19 protein-coding genes are annotated in these 17079 nt (G+C 34.6%); 15 read left to right on the top strand and 4 right to left on the bottom strand.

Features of this window, described 5'->3' with window-relative positions; all coding sequences use genetic code 11:
- Nucleotides 1-10 precede the first annotated feature (10 nt).
- From ACMAYX_RS11120 to ACMAYX_RS11100, 5 genes are read left to right on the top strand one after another with little or no spacing between them, the layout of a single operon-like run.
- Nucleotides 11-553 (top strand): hypothetical protein, encoded by a 543-nt coding sequence (locus ACMAYX_RS11120; RefSeq protein WP_412462955.1) that lies wholly within the window; start codon nucleotides 11-13, stop codon nucleotides 551-553.
- On the top strand, nucleotides 540-1433 hold the full coding sequence (locus ACMAYX_RS11115) for a hypothetical protein (RefSeq protein WP_392990903.1): 894 nt from the start codon (nucleotides 540-542) through the stop codon (nucleotides 1431-1433). The genes ACMAYX_RS11120 and ACMAYX_RS11115 overlap by 14 nt, the downstream gene beginning before the upstream one ends.
- Before the next feature lie 22 nt (nucleotides 1434-1455).
- Nucleotides 1456-2043 (top strand): hypothetical protein, encoded by a 588-nt coding sequence (locus ACMAYX_RS11110; protein WP_393022148.1) that lies wholly within the window; start codon nucleotides 1456-1458, stop codon nucleotides 2041-2043.
- Between the two features lie 11 nt (nucleotides 2044-2054).
- Complete coding sequence (locus tag ACMAYX_RS11105) at nucleotides 2055-2651, top strand: tetratricopeptide repeat protein (protein WP_103216352.1); 597 nt, start codon at nucleotides 2055-2057, stop codon at nucleotides 2649-2651.
- Entirely contained in the window at nucleotides 2651-4774 is a 2124-nt protein-coding gene (locus tag ACMAYX_RS11100) for a hypothetical protein (protein WP_392990906.1), read from the top strand. Before ACMAYX_RS11105 ends, ACMAYX_RS11100 begins: the two co-directional genes overlap by 1 nt.
- Before the next feature lie 33 nt (nucleotides 4775-4807).
- Here ACMAYX_RS11100 and ACMAYX_RS11095 read toward each other — a convergent pair whose 3' ends face one another.
- Nucleotides 4808-5950: an acyl-CoA dehydrogenase family protein gene (locus ACMAYX_RS11095; RefSeq protein ID WP_103216354.1), complete on the bottom strand. Its 1143-nt coding sequence runs from the start codon at nucleotides 5948-5950 to the stop codon at nucleotides 4808-4810.
- A gap of 181 nt (nucleotides 5951-6131) precedes the next feature.
- Between ACMAYX_RS11095 and ACMAYX_RS11090 the strand changes: the two genes are divergently transcribed.
- Both ACMAYX_RS11090 and ACMAYX_RS11085 read left to right on the top strand, forming a co-directional pair.
- Nucleotides 6132-7859, top strand: coding sequence for a hypothetical protein (locus ACMAYX_RS11090; RefSeq protein WP_103216355.1), 1728 nt, complete (start codon nucleotides 6132-6134; stop codon nucleotides 7857-7859).
- Nucleotides 7860-7861: 2 nt separating this feature from the next.
- A complete protein-coding gene (locus tag ACMAYX_RS11085) occupies nucleotides 7862-8239 on the top strand; it encodes a hypothetical protein (protein WP_103216356.1) in 378 nt (125 codons plus the stop codon).
- On the opposite strand, the gene ACMAYX_RS11080 is transcribed toward ACMAYX_RS11085, so the two are convergent.
- Nucleotides 8229-9059, bottom strand: coding sequence for an endonuclease/exonuclease/phosphatase family protein (locus ACMAYX_RS11080; RefSeq protein ID WP_412470885.1), 831 nt, complete (start codon nucleotides 9057-9059; stop codon nucleotides 8229-8231). The genes ACMAYX_RS11085 and ACMAYX_RS11080 overlap by 11 nt on opposite strands.
- Nucleotides 9060-9174: 115 nt before the next feature.
- Nucleotides 9175-10011, bottom strand: coding sequence for an endonuclease/exonuclease/phosphatase family protein (locus ACMAYX_RS11075; protein ID WP_412462950.1), 837 nt, complete (start codon nucleotides 10009-10011; stop codon nucleotides 9175-9177).
- 150 nt (nucleotides 10012-10161) lie between these two features.
- On the opposite strand from ACMAYX_RS11075, the gene rlmN reads away from it, so the two are divergent.
- Entirely contained in the window at nucleotides 10162-11226 is a 1065-nt protein-coding gene (rlmN, locus tag ACMAYX_RS11070; protein WP_103216359.1) for a 23S rRNA (adenine(2503)-C(2))-methyltransferase RlmN, read from the top strand.
- Between the two features lie 2 nt (nucleotides 11227-11228).
- On the opposite strand, the gene ACMAYX_RS11065 is transcribed toward rlmN, so the two are convergent.
- Nucleotides 11229-11498, bottom strand: a complete 270-nt coding sequence (locus ACMAYX_RS11065) for a hypothetical protein (RefSeq protein WP_146037736.1) — start codon at nucleotides 11496-11498, stop codon at nucleotides 11229-11231.
- 158 nt (nucleotides 11499-11656) lie between these two features.
- On the opposite strand from ACMAYX_RS11065, the gene sppA reads away from it, so the two are divergent.
- The 7 genes from sppA to ACMAYX_RS11030 are packed head-to-tail and all read left to right on the top strand — an operon-like array spanning nucleotide 11657 to nucleotide 17018.
- Nucleotides 11657-12604 carry a signal peptide peptidase SppA gene (gene sppA, locus ACMAYX_RS11060; RefSeq protein ID WP_392990913.1) on the top strand — a complete coding sequence of 316 codons (948 nt, stop codon included), beginning with the start codon at nucleotides 11657-11659 and terminating at the stop codon, nucleotides 12602-12604.
- Nucleotides 12605-12614: 10 nt separating this feature from the next.
- On the top strand, nucleotides 12615-13844 hold the full coding sequence (locus ACMAYX_RS11055; protein WP_103216362.1) for a hypothetical protein: 1230 nt from the start codon (nucleotides 12615-12617) through the stop codon (nucleotides 13842-13844).
- Nucleotides 13844-14233: an SH3 domain-containing protein gene (locus tag ACMAYX_RS11050; RefSeq protein ID WP_103216363.1), complete on the top strand. Its 390-nt coding sequence runs from the start codon at nucleotides 13844-13846 to the stop codon at nucleotides 14231-14233. The genes ACMAYX_RS11055 and ACMAYX_RS11050 overlap by 1 nt, the downstream gene beginning before the upstream one ends.
- Entirely contained in the window at nucleotides 14233-15087 is an 855-nt protein-coding gene (locus tag ACMAYX_RS11045) for a hypothetical protein (RefSeq protein ID WP_103216364.1), read from the top strand. Before ACMAYX_RS11050 ends, ACMAYX_RS11045 begins: the two co-directional genes overlap by 1 nt.
- A 1-nt stretch (nucleotide 15088) precedes the next feature.
- The gene (locus ACMAYX_RS11040) at nucleotides 15089-15889 is read left to right on the top strand and encodes a hypothetical protein (protein ID WP_103216365.1); all 801 of its coding nucleotides are present in this window, start codon (nucleotides 15089-15091) and stop codon (nucleotides 15887-15889) included.
- Complete coding sequence (locus ACMAYX_RS11035) at nucleotides 15889-16587, top strand: MotA/TolQ/ExbB proton channel family protein (RefSeq protein WP_158246752.1); 699 nt, start codon at nucleotides 15889-15891, stop codon at nucleotides 16585-16587. Before ACMAYX_RS11040 ends, ACMAYX_RS11035 begins: the two co-directional genes overlap by 1 nt.
- A gap of 14 nt (nucleotides 16588-16601) precedes the next feature.
- A complete protein-coding gene (locus ACMAYX_RS11030; protein WP_392990917.1) occupies nucleotides 16602-17018 on the top strand; it encodes a biopolymer transporter ExbD in 417 nt (138 codons plus the stop codon).
- Nucleotides 17019-17079 lie beyond the last annotated feature (61 nt).

Genomic DNA, 17079 nt, shown 5'->3' with positions numbered 1-17079 from the left:
AATAATGATTATGGATTTTAAGGAAAAAATTGAAAGCCTATTTTCTAATGCATCTCCAGAAGTGAGACCAACGCATGAGGAAACACTAATTTATTTTGGTGATAACCAAAGGCAACAAGTTAAAGATTTTTCAATTTTTAGTAAGTCGTTTAGAGATCAATGTGTAAAGGCTCTTAAGATTAAAAATGTGGAAGTTAAAATTCTACAAAATAGTTTAGAGAAAGAACTGATTAATGCTTATCTCGTTCAAAAGTTACTAATCGAAGAAATGAAGCTACTAAAGAGAGTTATTGGTGATATTGGAGCCGTAAAGCTTTACGTAACGCCAAGTTTTATGACTATACAACTTTGTAATATTGGTAATGTTCGTACTACTGTGGCGAATATGCAAAGGGATATCTTTGGCCGTCGTGGATTCTCTAATCTAGTTGCAATTAGACTTACACGAAGTGGGAAGAAAACTAATCTAGTTTTAAAAGTAAAATATAAGAATATTGATGAAAAAGATTTTCTACAGTTTAGAAATCGCGAGGTAATGAATGAAGTTCTTTGATGTGGCAGACAATACAAATCATAAGGTTGATTTAGAAAAAACAGCTAAGAAGACTAAGGTTTTTAAAAATCTTCCAGGTATTGCTTTAGTAGTTATTGATGAAAATGACCAAGTTATCAAAGTGAATTCTGAATTTAGAAAGATGTTTAATAACGTTAATCTAAAAGGTGGAAATTGGGACGCTTTCTTCAAAAAAACTTTTCGCAAAGAGAAGGGATTAGCAGATACAAGTAACCTTTTTAAGAACTGTAATGATATTTTAAATGACTATATCATCCATACATCAATGGATCAGTCGACTGGTTATCGTTATGGTTGGATCTATAAGATTCCTGTTGATGTAATGAATAAGATCTCACTTAAAAGAACAGCTCTAATGGAGTCAAAGAAGCTTGATGCTTATAATTTTATTGAAGATGAAGTGTTTGGAAAAAGATTAAACTGGATTAACAATAATCTAACACTTAATGATTTTCAATATGCGGATGATTGTCTTCTGTATGCAAATACAAATGAAGCAAAAATGCTTTTAAAAGATTTTGTTGAGCTACTTTATGGGGTGCTTAATCTAAAAACTGAAGATACAAAATGTTCGGTTGAGTTTAGTCGTGGGAAGAATGGACTTCAGTTAACTGGTGTTTTTACAAATTTCAATTTCTCAGACGGTGACTTTCAAGCAAATGTAAGTTGGCATGGACGAAAAATGAGATTAAACGATATTTGCAAGGTGATGGAATCTCGTCTTCCTGATCTTTATACATCAATTTATGTGAAAAACTTTAGAGCTGATCATCAATCAAAACTCAAAATCACATTAAATGTAAACGATATCGATGGTGTTCGATGGCATGTTTCAAAAGGAACAGTGAGTGACATTTAAGAAACTATTGATACTTACTCTCTTGAGTACAAGTATCTTTGCAAATGAAAAGTTCTTTAATTCTGCAAGTATATCACTGGGAATGATGAACTATTCGGTAACACCAAATGAGAGTACTTTACAGAATACTGACGGTAGTTCAACTGGTGGGGAAAGTGCAGATGCTGCTGCAGCTGCTGTTTCTGCAATTTCTATTCAAGTGAATTGGGAATTTAAGTCAGAATTAAAAAAGAGTTACTACATTAGTGGAGTTCTTCCAATGATGTCGGCGGAAGGAACAGGTGTTTACTCAACGACGATTGGAATGAACTGGTACTTTGGTGATATTGGAACTAAGTACACTTATACAAGTAATGGACAGAATCTAACGATTACACCGACTAGTAAGTACTATTGGGGTGCTTTTGTTGGTCCTGGTTATGTTATTTACAATACCGAATCTGCTAAATACTCAGATATTTTCTTTGATTTGGGAGTTAACCTTGGTGGCGGATGGCGCTGGGGGAAGAATAGAACAATTAAAGCTGAAGCGGCAGTTAGTCGTGCAACTGGAATTAAAACAACTGGAATTAAAATGGGGGTATTTGTAGGTATTAGCCAATATCTATAAATAATTTTTTAATGAAGTACTTATTATTACTACTACTATCTACATCTGTATTTGCTGCTAAGTTTAATGTTAAGTCTGATCCTAGTGATTGTGATGTCTATGTTATTGATAAAAATGGAAAAAGAGTTTCTCTTGGGAAAACTCCTTATGAAACTGATGTCGAAACAATGCAAACCAATTATGGAGCAAATGGTCCAGTACAAATTGAAGTATTCAAGCCAGGCTTCGAGCCTTACAGTTTGTCAGTTCCAATGCTTGCGAAATCAGATATTGATATTAGTGCTAATTTAAAAGTTGAAAAAGATATCGAACTAGCACAAGACTTCGATTTCCTAGTAGGTGATTTATTTGACGTACTAAGACTTATGAGAGGTAAGAACTTCGACCTAGCTTTTGCAAAATTAGAAAAGCTAGAAGCAAAATTTCCTCATTTTTCAATTATTCACGAAATGAAGGGCTCTATTTCTTATATGAAGAAAGACTTTAAAAACTCTCTTGCTTTTTATCGTAAAGCATTTGGGATTAATCCAAAGAATAGAGAAGCCTATAAAATGAAGATTTACTTAGAAAAGAAATTTAATGTTTCTAAGAATGAAGGAGGTAAATAATGAAGAAGTTAGCTTTTATCTCATTACTATTACTTTCTTCTGCAGCAATTTCAAATCCGAAGATGAATGTTTTACCAAGTCTTGAGTGGCAAAAGAATGAACTAGAAATGAAGGTTCACGATAAGTTACAAAGAGGTACCGGAGTTATTCTGGGCCATGAACATTTTTTCGTTGATGTAGAAATTGTAACGAATACACCTGAAACTCCAAATTTTAGTATTCCACTCAATCCCGCTCCTCAAGGAAGCAATGGTGGAGTAAACGGGAAAGATGGAAATACTCTTGATATGTCTGATGATGCTGAAATGGCAAAGTCTGATGAAGAGAAGAAAACAAAATCTGATGCTGAAATCAAGTTTACAAATGATGTTCCTGAAACAGACTACGGAGAGAGTATTGTATTTTCTCGCCTTGGTATGGAGGCACCTCTTATTGATGATTTCAATGATTTCTCTCCTTCAGGAAAAATCCTTCTAACGATGGGGGATAGCTCTAAAGATAAAATGAATCAAATGAAAGAAGATTTCTCTAAAGAGAAAGAGAAACTTGTTGAGCAAATTAAAAAGCTAAAAGACGCTACTAAGGCAAAGCCTAGTATGATCGAACAGATGTGGAAGTATAATACTTCAATAGATATTTTTAAAAATATCTCTGAAATTAATATTTCAGTACGTCTTCCAAATGATATTGCTAAGGATGAAAGAGTTAGAATTGAGGGTCTTATCAAGTCTATTAAACTTGGTGTGAATGATATTACTCCTAACTTTAAATTTTCTTACACTATTAATGTTCCTCAAAAAGAAGATGTCATTTCAAAAGGTGACTTCTTAAAAGCATTAAGTAGTGTTTCAAATATCATTGCAATCGTCCTTGGTGTGTTACTTATTGGATTTGTTGGTAACCGTCTAATTTCAAGATTCTTTGAATTAAATAGTGCTTCACAAGCTGGTGGTAATTTTACTATGCAAAGTGACAAGTCTGAATCTGATGATGAGTCAGGTGCGGGCGAGATGATCTCTGCCGGTGGTGGTAGTGGAGATGGCCTTGCAGGTGTTCACTCTCTTAATGGTATCGAGAGATTTAAAGTTTTTGCTAATAATACACCACAAGAAGCTATCCTTCTTGTGAAAAAATGGATTGCTCAAGATTCTAAAAGTGGACATGCTGCTCTTAGAGCACTTGTACAACAAATTGATAATAGTGCACTAGCAGATGTTTTCAAGATGTTAAGTGAGCCAGAAAAAGCAACGTGGAGAGACTTACTAAATAAGCCTCTTACTGCAAATGAGCTTTCTATTGCAAATGACTTTATTAGTAACCAAATCGTACAAAGTGTAATCCTACCTTCAGTTATTGAAGATCCTAACACTTACGATTTATTACTAAAGCTTAATGCTGATATGATCAATCAGATCTATGAAAAAGATCCATATATTGTTTCACTTGTACTTAATGCTTTAAGTGAGAGTTTTATCGCTGAAGTTCTTTCTAGTTGTGAACCAGAAACTGTTGATCAGATTTTAATGTCTTCAGTAATTATTCAAGAGAGTGAGGTTAGGGATAACCAGGCTCGTATTAAAGAAGTTCTTTCACAATATGTTGAATCGAAGTCAAAGCTACCATTTGTTGAGAAGCTTTATGATATTCTTCCAAATGTTTCTTCTGCTGTTGAAAGAAGTATTTTCAATACACTTAAGCAGAATATTAATGTTGAAGAGTTCACTCAACTTAGCCAGAAGAACTTTCCTTCCGAGCTAGTACGAGAGTTACCGACAAAGTTCTTAAAAGAGTCTCTAGCTACTTATGATCTAGGGAAGAAGGTTTCACTTCTTTTTGCAATGGATGAGAATGAGAGAATGTATTATCTTGATCTTTTTGCTCCTGATGGAACGAAGGCCCGTGATCTAATGCAGATTGAATTTGAATCTGTTGAACGTGATGAGATGAGAAAGAGTAAAATCCTTGCTGGTAGAGATGATAGCTGGCGTGATTTTGTTAAGTTTGTTCGTACACGTATTACTAAAGAGAAAGATGAAAAGACAGAGATTGAAAATCTCGTCCATACTTGGGCCCTTGATTTATATGGTTCAGGTGAAACACAAACTGAATTAAAAGTAGCATAAAAAAAGCAGCTCTTAGAGCTGCTTTTTTATTATTTACATTCTTGCTTGTGCTAGAAGATTTTTGGCAATAATCATAATCATTACCTCATTTGTTCCCGCTCCGATTTCGTTAAGCTTATTATCTCTCATCATACGCTCTACCGGGAACTCTCTTGAATAACCATATCCACCGTGAAGTTGGATCGCATCAAGTGCAATTTTAGTTGCCATCTTTGGAATAGCTAATTTTACTTGTGCAGCAACTACTGGACCTTTTTCTCCTTGATCGTAACGGTAAGCTACGTTGTATAGGAAGTTTCTCATCATCTCAGTTTCAGTTGCCATTTCCGCAATCATTTTTTGGATCATTTGGTACTCACCAATAGTTTTTCCAAATTGTGATCTTTCGTTTGCATATTTAATACACTGATCAACACAAGCTTGTGCGATACCAAGTGAGATACCTGCAATAGTGATTCTTTCAATCTCAAGGTTTTTCATCATGTGGTAAATTGAATCACCTTCGTTGCCAACAAGTTGCTCTAGACCAACTTTAGCGTTGTCAAAGATTAGCTCACCTGTAGGCGATGCACGCATACCCATCTTGTGAATTGGGCTTCCAAAGTCAAAGTGACCTTTGTCTTTTTCAAGAATGAATGTTGAAAGATTTTTTCTCTCTTTACCTGTTCTTGTGTATACGTAAGCAATATCTGCATATTGTGCATTTGTGATCCACATCTTCGTTCCATTTAGAAGGTAGTGGTCATCTTTTTTCTCAGCTTTTGTTTGAATACCAACAGCATCTGATCCATATTCTGGTTCAGACATACCCATACAACCGATGTGCTCACCAGTGATTAGTTTTGGAAGGTATTTTTCTTTTTGTTCTTTAGACGCGTTATTTTCAATATTATTAACACAAAGGATAGAGTGGGCAAGGTAAGAAAGAGTTGAAGAAGCACATGCTTTTCCAAATTCTTCCATAACGATAGTTGCGGCAAGTGCACCCATTCCAGCACCACCATATTCAGGATCAGCAGTTATTCCAAGAACTCCGATTTCACCCATTTTTTTGAAAGCATCCATATTGAAACTTTCTTCAGTATCATGCTTTTCTGCAACAGGAGCTAGTTCTTGTCTTGCAAAGTCACGACACATTTTTTGGATTTGTTTTTCTTCCTCTGTGAAATACCACATATATATGATCCCCTCTGTCTATTTTAATCAAAATAACTTACCGTGTCTTACATCCTATGGCAATAATCCCAAAGATGTTTTTAGACAATATCCAATATTTAGGCTTAAGATAAAAATTGTAAGTCCTTGAAATTGTCAAAGTGTTTTACATGACCTACAATTTTTTTTAAGGAGTCGATTGATGCTTACAACACCTGTAGTCAAGGATGAGGACACGGTATTTCCAGGAGAGAATTGGTTTTTCTACTGGAAAACTTCAGCTTCTCTTTGGAAATCTAAAATTGAACAAACGTCTTTAACGGACAAGATTATCGTACCGATTAATTGGAGCTTCCATACTGATACGGGGGATAAGATTGATTTTGCAAAGCAAAAGCCCGAGACGGACTTCAAGCGCCTTTATGATATTTGCAAAGAGCTAGATAAGGAAATTATCTTTCTTTTACCTGTTTCACCAGTACCTTATTTACCAAATGGTGGAATTCCATATCTTTTAGCAAGAACAGCTAGCTGTGATCAATATGGCCTTAATCGCGCAAGTGCTGATAGTGACGGAACAATTCATAACTTTTATAGCTTCTATGATCCACGTGTTTATAAGGGATTTACTCGCTTTTGTTCTGAGCTAAACTCATATTTTCAAGAAAGTGGAATTAATGCTCCTTTATGGGGTGCTAATTGTGGTCATTATTCTCATGGACACTTTCATTCTTATATTTTTGATCGCTCAATCGCATTCCAAAGTGGATTTAGTCGTTTTGTGGAAATGAAGAAGGCGGAACTTAAGCTTGAGAAAATAACTGCTGAACAAGAGCATGAGTTTATTATTGAATATAATGAAACAATCTCTCATATCTATATTGATATCGTTAAGCATTCTTTAGACAAGAACTGGCAAGGTGTTAAGAACTTTTCCTTCTTAGAAGGATCGATGAATTCAATTGAAAACCGAATGCTTGATCAAGTAAGTGATACGAAGATTATTGATGATGCCCTTAAGAGTTTGGATAATGGAATTCTTCCTTCATCAATTCTTCTTCCAAATCGAAATAAGAATGGGATCTATTCTGATTTAAAGAAACAAGTCATTAATTCTTCTCGTTTGGACGAATTCTATAACGATAAGACGATACTTTCAGATAATGAATTTATTTTTAAAACTTCAAATGCGGTTAATATCTTTCATAATGTGAAAGACTTTAAGAGCAAAGAGATCATTGCATTTTCTGGCTTTATTGATTTTTGTAAAAGTCAATTTAGTTGGAATTATAGCTATAGCGATATAAATGAGTTCCACTGGGAAGATTTTGTTGAAAGCCCATTTCAATTTTTTTACTTCAATGGAAAAGAAATCAACGCTGAACTTTTAGGTAAAGTGTTGAAACTCTTCATGAGCGGTGGAAAAGTACTTATTGATATCGCATACCTTGAAAAGAATTTAAGAAGAAGACTGGAGTCATTCTACTTAGAAAATGAATTAAGTGTTGAAAAGATTCGCTTTCTAACTGAGATCAATACTGTCACAATGGGTGAGGGAAGACTTCTTATTTTTAATTCAAATGATTTTCAAGAGTGTAGTGATGATGAGTTAAATACATTTTGGTCAAAAGTTACAAAGAGCATAGGTTATGTTGGATGTGATATTTCTCAAAGTGGTGAAGTTAGATACAAGTGGCAGGAGAGGGCGGTTGCGTCTTCAGACCTTAAGTATGATAAGGTAAAGCGCATCAGCTTTTTTAATCCTTCAAGTTATAAACAGAAACTTAATATTAAATATCCATCGGAATACGTTTTCCAAAAAATGATTGATCAAAATCATGTTGAGATTAATAATACTCCACATGAGATCGAGCTAAGCTTTATGCCTAAGGGAAGTATTTCATTAGATTTTGGGATAATTTCGGAGTAGAGATGGGTGGAAGTGATAAAGTTTTATATGTAAGTTATGTCTATAGTGAAGAGCACAGTCTTTTCTTTATCCGATCAATATTTACTGCAAAGTCATCAATTGATTTTAATGAAGTTGAGCTTGGTCCCCGTATGGAAATTACTTCTGATGGCTACTTAAGTGGTTTCTTCGATGAAGAGGAGCTTACGAAATTTGCTTATGATTTAAGTGATCGACTAAAGCAAGACAAGGTTTGTCTTATTTCCCCAGAGTGTTTCAACAAAGTATTAGAAGTTACTAAGAAAATTGGTGGGCTATTAGAAGCATTCATTGAACATGGCAATGTCTTAGAGAATCCAGAAAGAACAAAGAAAGGATTCCTATCGAGTTTTATTCGATAGGAATTCTGAAACTTGCTTGTAAAGGCTTATGATCTGAGCCTTCTACATCTCCGCGAACCTTAGCGCTAATTAGCTCAAGGTCGCGGTACCAAATATAATCAAGTTTATTACCAAGCCACTTCATACGATCATCTTCACCAGTATATTTAACTTCCTGAAAACCTTCACTACTTAGAATATTTCTCATCATTTTTATTTTAGATTTAGAGTTGGTGTTGAAGTCACCGGCAAAGATGACTGGACCGTTTGTTGTTCTAATGTAATTAACGACTTGATTGATTTGTTTTTTTAAAGACTTCTTTTTTACAAAATTAATAGCGTGAATATTGATAAAAGTAATACTCCTACCGTCTTCAAGTTTATACTGACTCGCAAGAGATAGTTTTGGTGTGCGAATAAATGGTTCTCTCACTTTACTTCGTAGAGGAGTTATCTGAATCGTTGGATATTTAGAAATATTAGTTACACCTGTATTGTGCTTACCCCAACTAATAAATGAAGTTGCAAGAATAATCTCTTCATCTTCCGGATTAAAGAGACGCGCTTTCATTTTTCCTTTAAAGCTAAATTCTTGTCCTAGAAGAATATCACTTTCATTCATTAATTCTTCAAAGTCTATTTGCCAACTATCTTTCTTGCCTTTATACATATTCCAAACCGTCAGTTTGAATTCATTAGGAAATGGGCAATCATGACAAGAAAGTCCTTGTTTAACTTGAATGATTTTATCTTCGCTTGGTATTTTGTGTACGAGCTTTTCTTGGGCAAATGATGGAGTTGCAAATAAAGCAACGGCTAAGCTTATCATAAGCTTTTTCATAACAAATCCTTTTGTTTGAATATACTTAATCTTAATTATCTATAAGTGAGCACAAATGTGCAAAGAAATGCAGCTGAATTTTTCTTTTTATCAGCTAAACTGTCAAAGCTAATACTTAATCAATTAGCTCGAACTCTGCCTGCATAGGTTTGTGATCGGAGCCTTCGATTTCACCAAGAACTCTTGCTTCAATAAGATTTAGCCCTCGATACCAAATATGATCAAGAGGTTGTCCCAGAAAAGTCATGCGATCATCTCTGCCAGTATATCGGGCCTGTTTGAAGCCTTCTTTCTTAAATAACATATTCATTATGAGAGTTTTTGTCGGAGCATTTGTGTTGAAGTCTCCTGCAAATATAACTGGTCCTGCATTATCTTTAATTGCACTAAGAAGTGTTGCAATTTGAATTGTGAAAGGTTGGATTCCCACAAAGTTTAGAGCATGGATATTTATAAATGTAATGATTTGTCCATTATCAGCAGGGTATTTTGAGATTAGCGCTAGTTTTGGTGTATTAACTATAGGCTCACGGTCGCTACTTTGAAAGGCTTGTTTACTTACGGCCTTTACTGTTGAGCTTGTAAAAACTCCAGTTGCTTGTCCATTCGTATCATAAAATGAAGTTGCCAAAATATTTTCGCGATTAGCATTAGATAAGACGTCCTTCATTTCACCTTGAAGTAAGAACTCCTGCCCAAGGATGATTTCACTCTCACTAGCTAATTTTAAATAATCTGCTGACCAAGAATCTTCTTTACCTTTATACATATTCCAAATCGTGACTGTAAATTTAGAGGGCATTTTACAATCGAAACAGTTAAGAGAGCCTTTTGTTGAAAGTATTTTATTTTTTGCCGGAACTTTATAAACCAGGTTGGCCATATTATTTCCGGCCAGAGCATGGCCTTGAAGTAAAAGTAGGGAAGTTATTAATAGGCTAATTTTTTTCATCTCAGTTCCTATCTGTCCTGATGTCATCAGATTTTGTTGTATTTCAACCTTAATAGACCAAAGAATAGGCTAAATAGCAAAAATTCTACAGAGGAGCTTGTAATATTTAGTCCCTGACCATATAAATGTCACCTAATATTGGAGAATCATATGCAAAAGCAGCTTTTTTACTCGCTTTCACCTAAGTCTTTGAAATCATTCCTCGTTGAGAATGGTCAGAAGGCTTTTGTAGCAAATCAAATTCTTCAATGGGTCTATGAAAAACACGAATATAATCCTGAGGGATGGTCAAATATTTCTAAGAATCTTAAAGAGCTCTTAGAGGAGAACTTTGATTTCACACTTCCTAAAATTGTTTGGAATGGACTATCTAAAGATGGAACGAGAAAGTTTCTTGTGGCCATGAGAGATGGGAAAACTGTTGAAACAGTTATGATCCCAGCTCGCTCAAATCGCAAGACACTTTGTGTATCATCACAAGTTGGTTGTGCTATTGGTTGTACATTTTGTCATACTGGTACAATGGGACTTATGCGCCACCTTGAAGCAGGGGAGATCATTGGACAATTCCTTGCCGTAACTAAGTTCCTAAGAGAAAACGTTGGACCTGAAGAAAGACTTTCAAATGTTGTATTCATGGGTCAAGGAGAGCCTCTTCATAACTTTGAACAAGTAAAGGCCGCAACAGAGCTTATGGTTGATGAAAAGGCATTAGGTCTTTCTCAAAGACGAGTGACGATCTCAACATCTGGACTAGTACCGGCTATCAAGAAATTAGAAGAGTTTCCACCTGTTAATATCGCAATCTCACTTCATGCAGCTCACAATGAAATTCGTACAGAACTTATGCCAATCAATAAGGCGTATGATCTCGATAGACTTCTAACGGCCATTAAAGAGATTCCTCTTAAGGCCCATCGTTATATTACATATGAGTATCTTTTAATCGATCAATATAATGATCGTGCCGAAGATGTCGATGCACTTTTAAAGCTACTCCCTAAGAAAGTATCAAAAGTGAATTTGATTCCTTTTAATGAGTATCCCGAGTCTAACTTTAAGCGCCCGAGTGTAAGTCGTATCAATTGGTTTAAAAATCAACTCGATAATGGTGGAATCACGACGACAATTCGTACGACAAAGGGGAGTGATATCTTAGCTGCCTGCGGCCAGCTTAAGAGTGAGCTTGAAAAAGATCTAAATCTTTGGAAGTAAGATTACTTCTTATTCTCGTAATCCCAATACTTAACTTTTGTATTCTTTGAAGATGGAAGACGCTTTGACTTCTCTGATTTAGAGTCATCTTCCACTTGATAAGAGTCTTCCCAAGATTCTTGACTCTTATGGTGAACTACTTTCTTTTTGAATGAAATTGGCTTTTGCGCTTCTTGATAAAATGCGGGTGTTTCATACTTCTCAGCAAATACAATGCTAGACTGAATTACTAGAGTAATTATGGCAATTGTCTTAATGCTGAAACCTTTCATATATCCCTCACTTCGCATTTGCGGTTTGATTCCTATACCTTTTCGGATAGGGACAAATTTACTTTAATCGGCAAGTTTGTAACTTGTTAAAAAGTTTACGAAATCCAATATTTTTGGGAAGATAGAGGGGTAGGATTTATAAGCTCAGGGAGGATGCTTTGTCGAAATCAAAATCAAAAGATCGTGCGGTCATAGGCCTTATGGCAATGGTTGCAGTTTTCTTTGTCGTATTAATTTTATTTTCCGCTTATACGGTAACAATTTTCAAAGGAAATAATGATCTTGCTTCGTCGAGTAAGAAGTCTAAGGATAAGATTGCTCTGATTGAGGTAGAAGGTGTCATCATGGACGCGAAGAAGACTATTCAACTTCTTCATCGTGCAGAAGCTGATGAATCGGTAAAGGGAATTATCCTAAGAGTTAACTCACCAGGTGGAGCTGTTGCACCTACTCAAGAAATCTATCAAGAAATTTTAAGAATTAGAGGAGCGGGAAGTTACGCTGAAGTAACAAAGAATCCAAAGCCAATCTATGCTTCTTTCTCTTCGATTGCTGCAAGTGGTGGTTACTATATTGGTGCGGCAACAGAGAAGATTTGTTCATCACCAGGAACTCTTACTGGTTCAATTGGTGTGATCATGCAATTTGTTGACCTTTCTGAATTATATAAATTCGCCATGGTTAACCCACAAACAATTAAGGCCGGACGCTACAAAGATATTGGTCAACCAAATCGCTCAATGACAAAGGAAGAAAGAGCTCTTATGACTGAGATGACTCTTGATGTTCATAAGCAATTTAAAGACGATGTAGCAGCACAGCGTAGTGAAAGAATCACAGTAGAAATAGATGAGGTTGCTCAAGGTCAAGTTTTCTCAGGTGCACAAGCTAAGAAGCTTGGACTTGTTGACGATCTTGTTGGACTTTGGCCATGTGCTCGCCAACTTCATGCAAAACTTGAACTAGAAGGGGACTTAAACCTTTCAGAAATGAAGATTAAAAAGAAAGCTAATTTCTTTTCAATTATAGAAGATTTAGAAGATGTTAAAGGGGCCGTTAAAAACTTTGTTAAGGCTAACAGCTCGACAACATTAATGTACAAATAATAGAGGCATAATGCATATATACTTAAATTGGCTACAAGATCATATCCTAGCAGTTGTAGCATTCGTATTTACACTTATTCTGATCTATCACTATTTTAGTGAGAAGGACACAGGTGTAAAACTATCGAAAAGATATCGTAACTCGATTTTTGAAGCCCAATCAAAAGTATTCCTAAATGCAACTCAGTACTTAATTTCTGGAAATCGCGACCTTGCGATTAAAGAGTTTCTAAGTGCAGTCGATATTAATAGAGAAACAATAGATACTTATTTTGCACTTGGTGGTCTATTTAGAAGTAATGGTGAAATTGAAAAAGCAATCAGTATTCACCGCTCCCTTATTGCCAGAGATAATATTTCCGAATCTCATCGTATTCGTGCCCTAAAGGAATTAGCAATTGACTTTGATAAGGGTGGATTTGTTGATAAGGCCATCGAAACTTATAAAGATGTCTTAAAAATTAACCGCGATGAATATGATGTAATCCAATCTCTTTGCCGTATCTATGAAGATATTGGGGACTGGGACCAAGCTTATAATTACCGCATAATGCTTTCAAAAGTAGGGCATGAGAATCAATCAGAAACGATTTCACATATTCTAGTTCAAAAGGCCAAGAAGTTCTTTGAAAATGGGCAACTATCAAAAGCTATTGAGGATTTAGAAGATGGTTTTCGTTTTGCTCCTTCTGTTTCAGCAAAGATTTTAAAACTTAGAATTCTTCTTCATGAAGGAAATATAGATGAGGCGAAGTTTTATCTTGTTGAGCTATTAAAAGAGCAACCAATGTATGCTTCATTTGCATTTGAATCACTTGAAGAAGGTTTTAAGGGAAGTGAAGAGGAAAAAGAGAAATACTTTAAAAGATTGAATTTACTGATTGAATACTTTTTAGAAATGAATGATGAAGAATTACTTTCTAATGAATCTATCATTCTTACTAAAATCAGACTTTATAAACAACAAAGTAAACTACATAAAGCATACGAGTTGCTAAGTGAGTGGGATAAGAAATCAAATGCAACTTCACAAGCTTTAAAATCAGAATATATTAAAATTTTAATTGAGCTTGGAAAGAAGGAAGAGGCTGTAACTCAGACAAAGGATCTTCTGGAAAATATGCACCAAACTCTTACGAAGCACTACTGTCGTGAATGTGGATACAACTCAGATGAAATTTTCTGGCGTTGTCCTCAATGTCACGAATGGGAAACAATTCAATTTAGATGGAAAGTTTAATGAGAATATTTGTAGTATTTTTTCTTCTTCTACCGGCCTTTGCTCAAACTAAGGCTCAGTCTACTAGTGAGCAGAAGAAGACGATTTACTACGTGCAGTCAGTTTATTCTCAACTGCATCAAAACCCATCAAAGTTCTCACGAGTACTTTCTACATTTGAGTGTGGACAACCTTTTTATGTATTAAGTTCACCAATCTCAGAGTTCTATCAAGTAGAGTATTCGAATTATAAAGGCTTTATGAGTACTAATGTTTTGGCGCAGACAAAACCAAGTAGCTGCTGGCAAGATATGTATCGACGATTTTTTGATCAAATTGATATCGGTGTTACTGAAATACATTACTGGGGAAGGCTTCAAGACCTTCTTATTAAAGGGGAGAGTAAGTAATGAAATACTTCTTATCATTTCTCCTTTTATTTAACATAAATGCACAAGACAACCTTCCTGTTGAAAATGAATTTGTGAATTTTAATAAAATTCAAAAAGTTCTAAAAAAAGACGGGCTTGAAAAAGCTGCAAAAGAGAAGGCCAAGCAAGCAAAGAAAAAGCAAGTTGATGTCGATGCTCAAAAGAAGGCCTTTTATAATACACCTGCTGGAAAAGATTTTTGGCATATCATGACACAATATTGGTTAGTAAAAAATGTTGGTGTTCTTAAATGGGATTTCCATAAGCCGGATTTTGGTGTTCGTGAATATTATGCAAAGTTTCTCAAGGAAGTAGGCTATTTTGGTATTAAGTTTGATATTTTATATTTAAACTCACCTAATGTGACACACTTTGGTTTTCCTCTATCAACTAATCACTATTTATTTGTTATTAGTGTCCCATTTATTAGGGCAATGGATTTATCGAAACTACAAATATCTCTATTACTATTTGAGGATTTACTTAGATTAGAGGATCAACAATTTATTAAAAAATTTGATGATGAAACACTATTGAAATTAATGAATAATAATTTTTATAAGAAGCAATTTCCAAAAGAAGAATTTCATAAGGTATTGGCTCGATTCAGTGATATTGTTTTTAACACTGGTTTTACTTTCAAAGATCAGTTCAAGACAACTAAGAAAATGGATATTATTTTAAAAAATAATCCAAAGTATTGGAAAAACTATTATCACTTATTAGAGAAAATCGATTCTTTAACAAAAGGGAATTTACTTTATAAGAATTATTCAAAGATTTATCCAGCGCCTGAGCTGCAATTGAATTGGATAAACCCAACGACGAATTAGTATGAAGTTATTCGCCAAAGAAAAATCTATTTATCTGGCAAAGTACGCCACATCGACAATAATATACTGGATTATTTACTTTATTCTTGTCTCAATTATTACGTTCTTCCACTTTAGGCTTGGGCATAAGCTTATAATTGTAGAGAATTGGCTTTATGATTTTTCATGGCAAGTTTTAGTAACGGCCAGAGTTCTGGGATATCTCGTTTCAATCTATTTTTTCTCAGATATGAAATTTAAAGATATCAAGAGTCAGCTATCTTTCGATTGGTACAATAGTGTAAATGTTCCAACTTATTTAATTTCGATCGCAACTTTGATTGTCTTTGTATTTTTTAGTCGACCTTCGCATATGGAGAATGTTCAATTTAGTTTTTGGCAATTAGTTGTTCATAATATCTTAATCTTCGTATTTTTCTTCTTTGAGTTCTTAAATTCAAAAATCTTTTTAAAGTCTAGAAGAGTAGGTAAGGGATTTCATATTCTAACTGAGGGATCTTTCTTATATCTATCTCTTTTTGTTTTATTCCCAAGAAATACAAGTCTCGAAATTGGGCATATGTTCTTATTTTTCTTAGCTTATGCTCATCTTTATTTATTTAATTATTCAGTTCTTAAGGGAATGATATTTATATCAATTGTCTTTGTACCTCTTTTTGCCTTCTTGGGTCATGACCCATTATGGGGTACATATTATTCGATATTCTTTTCAAAACTAAGCAACCTAATAGTACCAGCTATTAGTTTATTAATTGTTACATCCGCATATTCATATATTTTAAAAAAGCAAGGAGAAGTATAGTGGAAGGTCATAATTTAGATATTTTCCAAATCCTTTTAGATTCAAGCATTGTTGTTAAGTTAGACTTACTTCTTTTAATCGCGGCATCTGTGCTTTCTTGGACTATTATTTTTCAAAAGAGATCACTCTTTAATAAAACAGAAAAGGCCAATCGTGAGTTCAAAACATTCTTTAGTGGTGTTAACTCGTTAGAGGAGGCTTATCATGATGCTCAAACAATTGAAGATAGTCCTTTAAGGAGACTATTTCTTTCAGGTTATAGAGAACTTAAAAAAACAGAAATTGCTTTAGGTGAAAACTATGGACTTATTAAAGAACATTATTCGTCTATTGCGAACCAATCAATGGAGCGTGCTCTATCAAACGAGGCAGTTGAAGTTGATCAGCAAATGAGCAATGGGCTAACAACTCTTGCTTCAATTGGCTCGATTACACCATTTGTTGGGTTATTTGGAACAGTTTGGGGGATCATTGATTCATTCTCTGGACTTGCAAGCGGTGGTGCAACTCTTGAAACAGTTGCTCCAGGTATTGCAGAAGCACTTGTTGCAACTGCAGTAGGTCTCGTTGCTGCAATTCCTGCAACTTGGTATTTTAATAAATTTGGACAAAGAAGAAATAAGTTAAAAGAACAACTTCATATTTTTGGTAATCAATTTATCAACGAAGTTGAAAGATATATTTCTTCAAAATCATAATTTAGGGGTAAGCAATGGGTATGAATTCTGGTGGTAATGGAGATGGACCGGTATCAGAGATCAACGTAACACCACTTGTTGATGTTATGTTAGTTCTACTTGTTATCTTCATGATTACAGCGCCCTTGATGTTAAATGGGATTGAACTTACTTTACCAAAAACGAAAGAAGTAAATGTCATGAGCTTAAACTCTTCTCAGGTTGTTTTAAGTTTTACAAATTCAGAAGAGTATTATGTTGGAAAGGATAAAATCCTATTAAGTGAGCTAATTGCAGTACTTTCAAATAAGTTAAAGGAGACTAAATCACAGACTCTTTTCCTTAGAGCTGACTATCAGCTTGAATACGGTAAGGTAGCAAAGCTTATGTCTTATTTAAAATCAAATAATATAAATGATATTGCTCTGGTAACAGAGTTAGAGGATAAGTAGTATCGAAAAGAGTTTTAATAAATACATTTCTATCTCATTAGGGGCCCATGCAATCCTAATA

Origin of the sequence: Halobacteriovorax sp. RT-2-3, from assembly GCF_047085075.1 — a bacterium.
Taxonomy (GTDB): domain Bacteria; phylum Bdellovibrionota; class Bacteriovoracia; order Bacteriovoracales; family Bacteriovoracaceae; genus Halobacteriovorax_A.
This window is presented reverse-complemented; position numbering and strand designations above follow the sequence as displayed.